This is a genomic window from Oceanisphaera avium (genome assembly GCF_002157875.1).
GTDB lineage: Bacteria > Pseudomonadota > Gammaproteobacteria > Enterobacterales > Aeromonadaceae > Oceanimonas > Oceanimonas avium.
The window spans coordinates 2,769,687-2,782,876 of record NZ_CP021376.1 but is presented as its reverse complement, the minus strand read 5'-3'; the positions used below and the strand labels follow the sequence as shown (position 1 = coordinate 2,782,876).

At 44.6% G+C, this 13,190-nt stretch carries 10 protein-coding genes and 4 tRNA genes; all 14 read right to left on the bottom strand.

Translation table 11 applies throughout. The features are described from left to right. Positions 1-18: 18 nt before the first annotated feature. The 14 genes from CBP12_RS12855 to CBP12_RS12790 all read right to left on the bottom strand — a co-directional run bounded on the left by CBP12_RS12855 (position 19) and on the right by CBP12_RS12790 (position 13,188). On the bottom strand, positions 19-1,278 hold the full coding sequence (locus tag CBP12_RS12855) for a hypothetical protein (RefSeq protein WP_198341818.1): 1,260 nt from the start codon (positions 1,276-1,278) through the stop codon (positions 19-21). Positions 1,279-1,625: 347 nt separating this feature from the next. Next, on the bottom strand, positions 1,626-3,788 hold the full coding sequence (locus CBP12_RS12850) for a GumC family protein (RefSeq protein WP_198341817.1): 2,163 nt from the start codon (positions 3,786-3,788) through the stop codon (positions 1,626-1,628). 11 nt (positions 3,789-3,799) lie between these two features. Next, on the bottom strand, positions 3,800-4,363 hold the full coding sequence (locus CBP12_RS12845; protein ID WP_086965012.1) for a polysaccharide biosynthesis/export family protein: 564 nt from the start codon (positions 4,361-4,363) through the stop codon (positions 3,800-3,802). A 2-nt stretch (positions 4,364-4,365) separates the two neighbouring features. Beyond that, positions 4,366-5,643: an outer membrane beta-barrel protein gene (locus CBP12_RS12840; RefSeq protein WP_157420109.1), complete on the bottom strand. Its 1,278-nt coding sequence runs from the start codon at positions 5,641-5,643 to the stop codon at positions 4,366-4,368. A 473-nt stretch (positions 5,644-6,116) separates the two neighbouring features. Beyond that, a tRNA-Arg gene (locus CBP12_RS12835) sits at positions 6,117-6,193 on the bottom strand. A 30-nt stretch (positions 6,194-6,223) separates the two neighbouring features. Next, positions 6,224-6,300: transfer RNA gene (locus CBP12_RS12830), tRNA-Arg, on the bottom strand. A gap of 56 nt (positions 6,301-6,356) precedes the next feature. Beyond that, positions 6,357-6,433: transfer RNA gene (locus tag CBP12_RS12825), tRNA-Arg, on the bottom strand. A gap of 6 nt (positions 6,434-6,439) precedes the next feature. After that, a tRNA-Ser gene (locus tag CBP12_RS12820) sits at positions 6,440-6,530 on the bottom strand. A gap of 135 nt (positions 6,531-6,665) precedes the next feature. Next, positions 6,666-6,857: a carbon storage regulator CsrA gene (csrA, locus tag CBP12_RS12815; RefSeq protein WP_086965008.1), complete on the bottom strand. Its 192-nt coding sequence runs from the start codon at positions 6,855-6,857 to the stop codon at positions 6,666-6,668. 174 nt (positions 6,858-7,031) lie between these two features. Next, positions 7,032-9,653 (bottom strand): alanine--tRNA ligase, encoded by a 2,622-nt coding sequence (gene alaS / locus CBP12_RS12810; RefSeq protein ID WP_086965006.1) that lies wholly within the window; start codon positions 9,651-9,653, stop codon positions 7,032-7,034. A gap of 263 nt (positions 9,654-9,916) precedes the next feature. Then, entirely contained in the window at positions 9,917-10,378 is a 462-nt protein-coding gene (locus CBP12_RS12805) for a regulatory protein RecX (protein WP_232455083.1), read from the bottom strand. Positions 10,379-10,603: 225 nt separating this feature from the next. Further along, positions 10,604-11,677: a recombinase RecA gene (gene recA / locus CBP12_RS12800; protein ID WP_086965002.1), complete on the bottom strand. Its 1,074-nt coding sequence runs from the start codon at positions 11,675-11,677 to the stop codon at positions 10,604-10,606. Positions 11,678-11,926: 249 nt separating this feature from the next. Further along, positions 11,927-12,421, bottom strand: a complete 495-nt coding sequence (locus CBP12_RS12795) for a CinA family protein (RefSeq protein ID WP_086965001.1) — start codon at positions 12,419-12,421, stop codon at positions 11,927-11,929. A 29-nt stretch (positions 12,422-12,450) separates the two neighbouring features. Continuing rightward, positions 12,451-13,188, bottom strand: a complete 738-nt coding sequence (locus CBP12_RS12790; protein WP_086964999.1) for a sulfite exporter TauE/SafE family protein — start codon at positions 13,186-13,188, stop codon at positions 12,451-12,453. Positions 13,189-13,190: the final 2 nt, after the last annotated feature.

Here is a 13,190-nt window from a genome sequence, read left to right as displayed (position 1 = left end):
TATTTATTCAAATAAAATTTATATCTGGTGATATATATTTTCCCTAACCGCATTTTCTTTTTTATCGGGGATGGAGACTAACGCGAGCGCTAATCCATAAAGAATGGCGTTATAACTACCAAAATCCGCCGTGGTCCCCACGAGAATGGCCACAATAAAGCTGGGTATGTAAGCATATCTGACCCCTCGGAGTAAAATGCTATATTTTTTATCGGTAGAAAGCGTTTTTTTACGCAGCAATATTTGAGCAACAAAACCAAAATATAATACGCCGCCTAATATTCCTACGTTACTAAATACCGCCGCAATAAAACTCGAGGTTCGCGTCGCGCCCATGCCCACCCCTAATCCCCAGGTGTCTCTTAGCGCTTGCCAACCTACCGCGGTCCACATACTTCTTTCTTCATATGAACTGGTCTCTGTTTTATTAAAAACCAGCTGATCCATTTTATCGACTACAGGATCCAGTGAATCTGGACTAAATAAAACAATCATCCCCAACATGCTCAGTAATAACCACGCGGTCCAAAATTCAAAACCAAAGCGGCGGTTTTTGTGCATGCTCAAATAAAGGGTGCTTCTTCTACCGGACCACTCACTGACCGCGACCAACAGAAACGCCGCCAGTCCCACATACGCTGCCGAGGAAGTAGACATCCAAATAAACAAAATCAATAACAAGACCAGAGCCGGAGCTAATCTTTCTCTTACCCACGTTTGTGGAATCGCATCTCGAAAGAAATGCACTAAACATAAGAAAAACACACACAGTGAGCCATAGGCCGAGGCTTCGGGCATTAATCCCACCACCCTTTTGCCACCCATAATCTCAACTTCTACTAATAAGGCGTAACTTGCCGTTCTAAAGGGCGCTAATAGGGGGTCAATATCAACAAAGTAATCCAGATAATCTAGCGCACCCGTTACCACTACTAAAACAGCACCCAGCAAAATGGCTTTAATAAGATACCCATAGTACTCAGCGTTTCGTAGCAGTCTGAAAGTGGCGAACACATACGCAATTGAGATAGAAAGATAGGCTAATTGCGAAAAGTTCTGACTAGTAGGAGTAAGCGGATCACCTAAGGTAAAACCTGTAAATCGCACCGGGATAATACTCACTTCACCGGCAAATAATCGCGGCATAAACAAAGTGATGACCACGGCCACGACCCAAAATAAAAACAGCAGCAACAAGCGATTTCTTTTCATTGCTTGAGCAAGAAAAAACACCATACCGTCTTTATTAAGGAGTACTTTAATTATGGTCATCAGCATTATGATGTAAGTCGGCGTTAGCGTTAACCCTGCCGTAAGAGAGGGGCTGACAACAGCAAAAGAACCAAATGCTAAAGAACCAAAAAACAAATATAAGAGCCTATAAGGAGGGCCGGATACTCCCCATATAGCGAGCCCCCAAAATATTAAAATAGGAATGAGATTCATACGACTAGATTCTCTTGAGCCAAGGTAAATTCCAACATATCTATGCTATCGCTAGTAAATGTAAAGCACGCCTTTATAACAATACTTATTCACCATTCACTCAAAGTAAGGTGTGCGTACGTTAATTCCACGCACGCACACTGAGTCAAAGTAACTAAGCGCTATAAAAGGACGAGCTGTTAGGTGTTCATTACCACACCTTTTACTGGCGCTCCTATTTGGATGAGCTTATCGAGTGATGTTTGTGCTTGTGACATACGAACATCATCAGGATTAACCACATAGATAACCGCATCCACATTACGGCTAAGAATGAGTGCATCTCCTACTTCTTGAGCAGCTGGGCCGTCGATCACAATGCGATCATATTGAGCGGCCAGTGCATTTAGCACTTGTACAAAGCGCGGGGAAGACAAGGCATCTAGCGCATTAGCTTGCATCACACCCGTTGGCATAATATCGATGCCATCGTGCTTAACGACACAGTTTTCTAGTGCTGTTTTACCGCTAATTAAATCTATTAAGCCGGCATGATTGGCGCTGATTTGGTAATTTTTAGCAACAATGGGGTCGCGTAAATTACTGTCAATCAGAAGTACCCGCTCCATGCTTCCTAAGGCGATAGCTAAGTTATTGGCCACCGTCGACTTACCTTCATTCACCGCCGTGGAAGTGACAAATATCGTCTTATAGGCTTCTTTGGCTTGAGATAAGATCAGATTGGTTCTGATATTTCTTATGCCATCGGCAAAGCTAGTTTCTTGTGGGTCTAAATAAGCATGGTAAATGCCGCTACGCTTATTTTTAACCGCTGGCAACACGCCCATCACAGGACGACGTAACTTAGTTTCTAAGTCTGCCGTACTTCTAAAGCGATTGCTTAGTGCTTCAATGAGCAGTGCAAAGCCAATACCTATGATTAGCGCCACCACAGAAGCTAATGCCACTATCAGCTTTTTCTTAGGCTTAATCGGGTACTTAGGAAATACCGCTTCATCAATAATACGCGCACCGGCCGTTTCTAAGCTTTGACGAGCCGTGGTTTCTTTTAAGCGCGTTAAGAAGGTGTCGTATAAGCTACGGTTCGTTTCCACTTCCCGTTGTAATTCACGAACCTTAAACTCATTACGCGTAATATCTTGAATATTGTCTTTGTTTTCTTCGTAAGTATTAGTTAGGGCATTATTATTCGCCTTAGCTAATTGGTAGCTATTTTCAATGCTGGCAACCACTTGCTCAACCTGAGCGCGCAAATTAGCTTGAGCTGACGCCAGCTCAGTAGTAGCAGCAATCATTAATGGATGCTGATTACCGTAGCGCTTTTTTAACTCTTCAACTTTAGAGCTAGCCGTCGCTTCTGCAGCTTTAAATTGCGTTACTACCGGATCTGCCATCACCGCCGGCACACTTGCTAGGCGCATATAATCAGACTTTCTAATATTAGCGACTTGGCGATACATGCTTTCCGCTTCATAGAAAGCACGGCGACCATCACTTAAACGAGTACTGTTATTCGTTAACTGATCCGCACTAATAGTGGTAATACCGTTTAGATTTACTAAGCCTTTTTCTTCTAAAAAGTCTTGTAACGCCTGCTCTGAGTCGTGCAAGTGCTCTTTAAGCTCTTCAAGCTGCGCTTCCATCCAAATAGTGGCGGTTTTAGCAGTGGCCTGTTTAGCATCCAGCTCACTCTCGATATACGCTTTGGCTAAGGCGTTAGTGATCTCAACAGCGGCAGCTGCATCATGCATTTCTACATGTACTTCAACCAGCTGAGTCTTGGTCACTGGGCTAATAAAGACTTTATTGCTTAAGTTATTAACTACGTCATCAAATACTTCTTCGTTGGTACGCGTGAAACCTTCATGAATAATGTGCTCACCCGTAGGCTCGGGTAATGTTGCCACTACATCTTGGCTGTCTTCCTCTGCTTCTTTATTTGAGGAAAACATGCCTTTCCAATCAATGAGCGGCTTTTGCTCTTGACGAGGATCCAACTCTGGATGCGTAGTGAGATCGAGCTCTCTTACCACTCGCTCAATTAAGCTGCGAGAGCGTAAAATCCCAAACTGAGTTTGCAAATAGTCAGTACTGGTCACTTCCGTGCCATAGATATGCTCAATAGAGAGTAAGTTATTAGAACTTTGCTCTATCAATAAGGTGTTACTTGCACGATAGGTAGTTTGTATATTACTTACAATCAAGGTAGTGAATAAGGCAACCACAAACACAAATGCTGCTATGCTCCACTTGTGGCGGAAGATGCTTTTCAATAAAGCTAATACGTTTGCCTCATCAGCGTGGTTATTTTCAACCAGTTCAAACTTGTCATATTTTTTCATAGTCATCACATTTAAAAGAAACTTTGCTCGATGGTAATAATGTCACCCGGCATAATATTGGTATTTAAATTTGCTTTATTGGGTACTTTATTGGCGTCTGATTCATGAATGATATTGAAACTGCGCTTAGAGGCGCGCTCCGTAAAGCCACCGGCTAAGGCAACGGCTTTGCGCAAGGTCATCCCAGGGATAAAGGGATACCCGCCTGGACTTCTCACTTCGCCATTAATATAAAAGCCACGATATTCTAAGATACTGACCGTTACTCTAGGATTGACCAGATAATCTCCCTTTAGCCCTTGAGTAATTTGGCGCTCTACTGCAGCGGCAGTTTGACCTTTTGCTCTTACCGTTCCGATAAAAGGAAAAGAGAAAGTACCGGCATCGTTTAATTGAATTTTATCAAAACTCAAATCAGGCTCACCGTAGACACTGACTTTTAATAAGTCACCGGCATCGAGTGTGTAACTTGAGTCCACTTCGGCCATGGCTGCACTAGACGATAATAATCCAAACACCAAGCACATTCTGAACATGGCACTTAGCATCTGTAAAATTTTATTTCGTTTGTTCATTTTCATAAGCTCATTTTAGTATTAAGGTAAATCTGATTTCTGTCATAACTATTTATATCAAAATTAGAATTTTGATTAACATACTCATAACCTAATTCAAACCCTAACCAATTTCTAAATGCGTAACTAATACTCACTAAGTATTTATTCACATCATCTTGTCTGGCTGTGCCTAGATCATTAAGCAAGCCATATTTATTTTTTTCAAAGGTATATTTAAGGTTAGTGACAAGTCTTGTCAGCCATTCATGTTGCCAAGCAATATTATATTGATCGGTATTAATGAAAGATTCAGTCGCGCTGCCCTCCTCCGTCTTATTACTCGTACTTAGTGTAAAGAGACTGTAAGTTTTAGGGCTCCAGTTAATCGCGGCTTCCCACACCTGATTACTAGCATCATCAATACCAGCGTCAGAGAAGGTTTTATCCTGCACACCAAACTTAGCTAAGGTGCCAAGCTTAGCCGAGGGCTGCCAATTAACGCCGGCAAGATAGCGCCATACCTCATTATCGAGATTACTGCTTTTATAGCTGTAATCACTATATTGCGTTTCTAGAATGAATCGCGTCTTAGCGCTGTAGTTGTAGTTAGCACGGATCAGCGCGGAGAGGGTGTCGTGATCCCTTAAATGGGTCTGCGATGCGCTATAGCGGTTATTAAGGTACTTATAGTTTTGGCCTTCTAGACCAAGATCAATATACATCTTGGCAGCTTTAGCACCAAAGCCATATAAAGCCGCTAACTCACTGTATTGGTATTTGTTCGCTGACTCATTATTTAGAGGATTACGGTTAGTGCTGTCTCTATCTTCTTGCTGCTTAGTATGCTTGGCGCTGAGTTTTAACCTATGACGAGTGGTAAACTCCATATCGGCACTGGTACTTAAAAAGTGCTCGGTTTTGTTTTCGTCGTCTTTGGAATGGTATTCACTGTGCTTCAACCTATAGTCGATCTCATAGACATTTAGTCTATCAATGGCGGACAAATTGAGTTGCGGCTGTATCGTCGTTACCCAAGAAGCTTGCACAGGGTCGCCTTCAATCCCTGAGGCGTTCCAAATATTATCATCGTAGGTTTCATTGAGCGTCAAAATAGGTGTGAAATAAACACCATTTAAATCGACGGCATTAGGGGTGATTGCAATCGCTGAATTACAATATAAAGCATTGCCTACTAAGCAAAATATTAGCGAAACTTTTCTTTTAAAAGTGAACAGCATCATAGTCCCTATTTGCCTTATCCTAAATATTGGTGTTAAAAAATATAAGAAATCTAGCACAATAAGATTTAACTTTTATTTAACTTAAAACTCCGTTACTTAGAAGGTCCTAATTTAAAGAGCAGCTAGAGTAATACAAGTACTCATTTAGAGCAACTTGCAGCCATGTTGGCAATTATTTGTAGGCGCTAATACAGAGTTATTCTTAATTAATATAAGACACTCAACGACGTTTATATTGCTATTTACCAATGACGCTCGATAGATAAATTATTTGCTCAACTTTTAATAAGTAAAACAAATTTATTTTAAACAATATCGCGCTTTAATATTAACGTTCACAAATTTAGAGCGGCTAGTCTACGTTAAGTAAAATTGAGAGTAAACGTGTGACTTGGATGCTAAGACAAGGGCAGTCGCTTGCTTTAGGTACGGTGAGCAAAAGTACGACTCATTAAAAAGGAGAGGTTAAAAATTACGGAGAATTTTTTACTAGCAAATAAAAAGCCTGCATTAAGCAGGCTTTTTAAAAGTGGCGCATCCTGAAGGATTCGAACCTTCGACCGCTCGGTTCGTAGCCGAGTACTCTATCCAGCTGAGCTAAGGATGCGTGAAAGTATTGATATTTATGGGCTTCAGATGGCGCACCCTGAAGGATTCGAACCTTCGACCGCTCGGTTCGTAGCCGAGTACTCTATCCAGCTGAGCTAAGGGTGCAATTCTGAAACATCTTACGCTACGATAACCACCAACTTAGATTGCTGATTATAATATGGCGCATCCTGGAGGATTCGAACCTCCGACCGCTCGGTTCGTAGCCGAGTACTCTATCCAGCTGAGCTAAGGATGCTAAATATGGCGGTGAGGGAGGGATTCGAACCCTCGATGCGGTATAAACGCATACTCCCTTAGCAGGGGAGCGCCTTCAGCCACTCGGCCACCTCACCGTGTTTGTGGGGCACATATTACCGTCCGCCCAAAATAAGTCAAACCCTTTTCTTATCTGTTTTGTTCGTTTGCACAGACTTTGTGCATTGTGCGGCTAAAGCCAGCAAGTCGAACGAAAATTGCACCGAACTAGCTTAGTAGCTCTCATCACCGGCATTGCCTTTTTCGGCCTGAATACGCATATAAATTTCTTCACGGTGCACAGACACCTCTTTAGGCGCGTTTACCCCAATGCGAACTTGGTTTCCCTTAACTCCTAACACGGTCACAGTCACTTCGTCGCCTATCATTAAGGTTTCACCTACTCTTCTGGTCAATATCAGCATCTAGCTGCTCCTGTGTCGGTCTATGTATATAGAAAATATCATTATTTATTATCCGCTAAAGGGGGCAAAAACCTAGCCTGCTTACCTAGCAATTGGCGGTATTTGTTACAAAAGCAAGAGGCCTGTCACTGACAGGCCTCTGAATGTTACAAATTTAGGGTAAACAGTTGAATTTTATAAGCGTTCTGCTAACCAAGGCGCTACTGAAGCCAGAGCCGAGGCTAATTGTTGAGGCTCAGTGCCCCCCGCTTGTGCCATATCGGGTCTGCCACCGCCTTTACCGCCCACTTGCTGAGCCACCATGTTAACTAACTCCCCTGCTTTCACCTTAACAGTGAGATCGTTAGTGACTCCTGCAATAAGGCTCACTTTTCCTTCATTAACGGTGGCTAATACCACAATGCCAGAGTTTAGTTTTATTTTTAGATCATCAAGTGAGCCACGTAATGACTTACTTTCAGCCCCCCCTAAATCAGCCACTAACACCTTAGTGCCATTGATCTCGACCACCTGCTCTAATAAGGCGGTCCCTGCTTGAGCGGTTAATTTGGCTTTAAGCTGCTCTACTTCTTTTTCTAGTTGACGGTTACGCTCTAGCGCCTGCTTTACTTTATCCGCCACCGAAAACACATCAGCCTTAACCAAAGTGGCAGTTTGCCCTAATTCATTATTAAGTTGATGTAAGTAAGTCAGTGCCGCCTCACCGGTCACCGCTTCAATACGGCGAATACCGGCGGCAATGCCACTTTCTGAGAGGATTTTAAATAAGCCAATATCACCAGTGCGCTGCACATGGGTTCCACCACACAGCTCAGTAGAAGCCTCACCCATAGATACTACGCGCACTTCATCATCATATTTTTCACCAAACAAGGCCATGGCGCCGGCGTTTTTTGCGCCCTCTAAATCCATTAATTCAGTGGCGACTGAGTAATTAGCACGAATATCTTTATTTACTCTGTCTTCAATTTCACGCAGCTCAGCCGCAGTAAGGGCTTCTAAATGAGAGAAATCAAAGCGCAAGCGCTCCGCATCCACTAAGGAGCCTTTTTGCGTCACATGCTCACCGAGCAATGCTCGTAACGCAGCGTGTAAAAGGTGGGTCACCGAATGGTTAAGGGCAATCGCTTGGCGGCGATAACTGTCTACCGCTGCAGTGGCAGTCTCGCCCACTTCCAGTGTCCCCAGCTCCAGCATACCTAAGTGCAATACGCCTTTACCCGCTTTTTTAGTATCTTTGACGACAAACAGGCCATTTTCTAATTTAATGACGCCACTGTCTCCTACTTGTCCGCCAGACTCACCATAAAAAGGTGTTTTATCCAGTACTAGCGCCGCTTCTTCTCCGGCAATTAATGCCGCTACCGACTCGCCTTCTTTATAAATAGCCTTAATCGTTGCCGGCTCAGCTAATTGCTCATATCCCGTAAATTGCGTTTCGCCGTCTATTTTAATGGCTTTAGTGTAATCCACCCCAAAGTTAGACGCTTCTTTGGCACGATTACGCTGTTGCTGCATCAGCACTTCAAAGCCAGCTTCATCGATGCTTAGCTCGCGATCGCGCAATACATCGGCCGTTAAGTCTGCCGGAAAGCCATAAGTATCATAAAGCTTAAATACCACCTCGCCGGGTAATACTTTGGCATCACCTAGCTCAGCAATCGCTTCTTCTAATAACTGCAAGCCTCGGCCTAAAGTACGCGCAAATTGCTCTTCTTCTAAGCGCAATACTTTTTCAATAATGGCGCGCTGACTATTAAGCTCCGGATAAGCATCAGACATTTGCTCACATAAAGCACCGACTAAAGTATAGAAAAACGACTGCTCCGCTCCCAGTTTACGGCCATGGCGTACGGCGCGGCGAATAATACGGCGCAGCACATAACCACGACCTTCATTAGAGGGCATAACGCCATCGGCAATTAAAAATGAGCAAGAGCGAATATGATCTGCAATAACACGCAAAGATTGGCTGCTAAGGTCGGTGGTACCCACCGCTTGCGCAGCCGCTTTGATCAGTGCCTGAAATAAATCGATGTCGTAGTTAGAATGCACACCTTGTAAAATGGTGGCGATGCGCTCTAAGCCCATGCCGGTATCTACTGAGGGTTTAGGCAGTGGCTCCATGGTGCCATCGCTATGACGGTTAAACTGCATAAACACTAGGTTCCAAATCTCGATGTAGCGATCGCCATCTTCTTCTGGGCTGCCCGGTGGGCCCCCCCAAATATGCTCACCGTGATCGTAAAATATCTCTGAGCAAGGACCACAAGGACCCGTATCGCCCATGGTCCAGAAATTATCAGATTGAAACTCACCGCCTTTATCGCCAATACGCACAATACGTGACTCTGGCACACCTATTTGTTTTGACCACAGCTCGAAGGCTTCATCATCGGTGGCGTAGACGGTCACCCACAGTTTATCTTTAGGTAGCTTGACGACCTCAGTTAAAAACTCCCACGCAAAGCGAATCGCATCTTGCTTAAAATAATCACCGAAGCTGAAGTTACCTAGCATTTCAAAGAAAGTATGATGGCGAGCGGTATAACCCACATTCTCTAAATCATTATGCTTACCACCGGCACGCACACAGCGCTGCGAGCTGGTCGCTTTGGTATAAGCTCTTTGCTCTACTCCTAAAAACACATCCTTAAATTGGTTCATGCCGGCGTTGGTAAACAGCAAGGTAGGATCGTTATGGGGAACCAGTGAGCTGGAGCTCACCACTTGGTGGCCTTGTTGGCGAAAATACTCGAGAAACGCGGTGCGTAACTCAGATGTGCTCATCTGCATGGGGAATCCTGTTCTATCACTGGGTTCATAGGCGTTAAGCTAGCTAATTTAAAAGGTATTGGCGCTAATGTAAAACGACGCTGCGCTTTTGCTGGGATTTAAGAAATTAGCCACAATAGCAGCGCCATAGGCTAAGCCCAAATAGTAAGCTCAACATTGCCCTCAACACCATCAGCCAAAAAGCTCCAGTCTTGTGCGGTTTATCGGCACTGCTATTCTAGAATACTCGCTGGGTTGCCTATAATTTACTGGCTGCTTACGCGCTATTCTTCTAGTGCGTAGCGCACCTGATCGCTGTTAAAGCCGCGACTTTGTAAATAACGCACGCGCTTCGCCTTGTCTTTAATATCGCTAATGTCAGAGTTTCTAAACCGCGCCTGGTAACAGTCTTTGGCCAAAGAAAACCAATCGGTTTCCTCTTCCTCCAGCGCCTGTTCAATCAGCGCTTCGGCTACCCCTTTGCGTTTTAGCTCCATACGAATGCGCATGGGGCCATGGCGTTTAAAGACGTGCTGGCGCACTTGAACGCGCGCAAAACGCGCATCGCACAGCCATTGCTGTTCAACTAATTTATCAAGTGCTGCTTCAATAAGCGCTTGATCAAATTGGCGTAAGCGCAGCTTTTGCGCAAGCTCAAGACGACTATGATCACGGCGAGATAACAGACCTAGTGCACTGTGCCACAGCGCTTGGGGGGTTAATTTTTCTGGATCTTTTTGCATCATTAAAGTGTAAGGGCTGAACCGCAAAGAATGAAGGAGAAAACAGCGCCACGCTCAAGATAAAGCTAGAGCTATTTTTTGCCACAAAAGAACATGGAGAAAGAGGGAGCAGGCCTGAAAAACTAAGCGCATTATAGCTAAGAGCCAAGCACCGCGCCTTCACGCAGTTCAGGCCCATAAAAAAGGTCGGGAAATCCCGACCTTCAATAGTGAATATAATAAAGAAGCTTAGAAGTCTTCTTCTGTGTCATCTTTAGGTAAAGGATTACCTAAGGCGCCGGGCGCTTCATCCACTTTCACTTTTTCTTCACCAGGTTTTAATAGTAGCTGCTCACGCAATTTAGCCTCTATTTCATCTGAGATATGCTTATGCTCTAACAAATACTTAATAGAGTTGGCTTTACCTTGGCCAATTTTTTCACCTTGATAGCTATACCAAGCTCCGGCTTTATCAACAAACTTATGCTTAACGCCAAGTTCAATCAATTCACCTTCTTTAGAAATGCCCTCGCCATAAATAATTTGAAACTCTGCTTGCTTAAAAGGCGGTGCCACTTTATTTTTCACCACTTTCACGCGAGTTTCATTACCTACTACTTCATCGCCTTCTTTAATGGCGCCAATACGGCGAATATCTAAGCGAACAGAGGCATAAAACTTAAGTGCATTACCGCCGGTCGTCGTTTCTGGACTACCAAACATGACGCCAATTTTCATACGAATTTGGTTGATGAAAATAACTAAGCAATTTGCTGCTTTAATATTGCCGGTCAACTTACGTAGTGCTTGTGACATCAAGCGAGCTTGCAAGCCCACATGGGAGTCACCCATTTCGCCTTCAATTTCAGCGCGCGGCGTTAAGGCTGCTACCGAGTCAATGATAATGACGTCAACTGCACCAGAGCGCACTAGCATGTCGCAAATTTCTAATGCTTGCTCACCGGTGTCAGGCTGAGAGATAAGCAAATCGTCAACATTAACGCCTAGCTTAGCGGCATAAAGAGGATCTAAGGCGTGCTCGGCATCGACAAACGCACACACTTTGCCAGCACGCTGTGCTTCTGCAATCACTTGTAGCGTAAGTGTGGTTTTACCTGAAGACTCTGGGCCGTAAACTTCTACCACTCGCCCCATGGGCAGGCCGCCAATGCCCAGTGCTATATCCAGTGATAAAGAGCCAGTAGACACAGACTCAATGTTTAACGCCTTATTATCCCCTAAGCGCATGATGGAGCCTTTGCCAAACTGCTTTTCAATTTGGCCAAGGGCGGCGGCGAGGGCTTTTTCTTTATTTGGATCCATAATTGCTCCGCAGGGTATGCTAATGCGTTTAAAAACTGATAACGCGATTATACTGGTTATTCGTACAGTATCAACACTGTTTCGCTAATAACTTAATCTGTGAGGCTAGGAGTTAATCCGCTGCACTGCAACGCCTGATGATAGTTGAGTGAGCTAGAACAACCCTAGCCAATCACCTTCAGTGATTGAGTTAACAGCGTAAATTTTAGACTCATAAGAATACAATAATAGTGCAAATTTGCGCGGTTATTAACTTAAAATGCGCACACAATCGCTTAAGGCCGCCAAGATAGTGTGTTGGCGTATAGCAAAGCGATCTCCTGATAAGTGTAATAAGCGCGTATGCATTTTATCTTGTTTAGCGAAATAACAGGCGAGCCATACCGTGCCTACTGGTTTTTCTGGACTGCCGCCACTTGGCCCCGCCACCCCACTTACCGCCACCCCTAATTGATCCCCCGCTTGAGCACAGGCTCCCTTCGCCATGGCTTTCACTACCGCTTCGCTCACCGCCCCTTCGCGATCAATAAGCTCGCTACTGACGCCGACTAGCTCGTTTTTAGCGCCATTTGAGTAGGTAATAAAGGCACGTTCAAACCAAGCTGAGCTCCCCGCTACCTCTGTAATGGCATAGGCAATGCCGCCACCAGTACAAGACTCAGCGGTAGTAATAGTGCAATCTAACGCCATTAAGCGCTCACCCAATTGGTGTGCTAACTGCAGAATTTCTTGTTGTGTATTCATTGATGCTTCCTTGTGTTGCACTTTATCCATTAGTACGCCGCCACCCCGCCAATAATGCCTTGGGTTAATACCACTAACGCTGAGAGTGTTGAAATAAATAAGATAGCCGGACGAGCACTGTCTACGTTAAATCGACGCTCCACATGGCGCGATAACCAAAAACCCAACATTACACCAGGCAGCATTTTTACAATTAAGCCTAGCGCTAACACACTCGCTCCCCCCTGCCAGACCAACATTAAGAGCGAGATAGGAGTGCCGACTAAGAAAAAAGCCGCAATTTCGTCACGCGCGGTCAAGCGGGCTTGATGTTGATATAACAGCGCCAGTGGCGGGCCGCCCACCGAAGTAGAGGTGCCCAGTACGCCTGATAAAAAGCCGGCCAGTGTTAAGTTCAGAGAATTTAGGGGCAAGGAATAACGGCGTAAACTCAACCACACCGCCAATAATAAGGCGCCTCCAAAAAATAAACTTAACTGCCATGAGGCAATACTTAATAATAATACAGCGCCACACCACGAGCCTGGCAGGCGCGCCAAAATAGCAGGCAGCACGCGTAAGAAATTTAAACTGTGGCGACGTTTAAACACTACCACCAAGGATAACAACCATCCCAGTACCAGCACAGGCCCAGGCACATAGGCGGGATCAATTAAATATAATAAAGGGGCGGCTAGCAAACCAAAGCCAATCCCTACCCACGCCTGCACCATAATACTGACGGTAACGATCACTAGCGCCAATATATCGAGCGAAGAATACAGCATCT

What these genes read in the sequence shown, in the direction of transcription:
- CBP12_RS12845 (WP_086965012.1), bottom strand. Translation starts at nt 4,363, where the DNA reads ATGAACAAACGAAATAAAATTTTACAGATGCTAAGTGCCATGTTCAGA.
- recA (WP_086965002.1), bottom strand. Translation starts at nt 11,677, where the DNA reads ATGGATCCAAATAAAGAAAAAGCCCTCGCCGCCGCCCTTGGCCAAATT.
- csrA (WP_086965008.1), bottom strand. Translation starts at nt 6,857, where the DNA reads ATGCTGATATTGACCAGAAGAGTAGGTGAAACCTTAATGATAGGCGAC.
- CBP12_RS12795 (WP_086965001.1), bottom strand. Translation starts at nt 12,421, where the DNA reads ATGAATACACAACAAGAAATTCTGCAGTTAGCACACCAATTGGGTGAG.
- alaS (WP_086965006.1), bottom strand. Translation starts at nt 9,653, where the DNA reads ATGCAGATGAGCACATCTGAGTTACGCACCGCGTTTCTCGAGTATTTT.
- CBP12_RS12805 (WP_232455083.1), bottom strand. Translation starts at nt 10,378, where the DNA reads ATGATGCAAAAAGATCCAGAAAAATTAACCCCCCAAGCGCTGTGGCAC.
- CBP12_RS12855 (WP_198341818.1), bottom strand. Translation starts at nt 1,278, where the DNA reads ATGCTGATGACCATAATTAAAGTACTCCTTAATAAAGACGGTATGGTG.
- CBP12_RS12790 (WP_086964999.1), bottom strand. Translation starts at nt 13,188, where the DNA reads ATGCTGTATTCTTCGCTCGATATATTGGCGCTAGTGATCGTTACCGTC.
- CBP12_RS12850 (WP_198341817.1), bottom strand. Translation starts at nt 3,788, where the DNA reads ATGAAAAAATATGACAAGTTTGAACTGGTTGAAAATAACCACGCTGAT.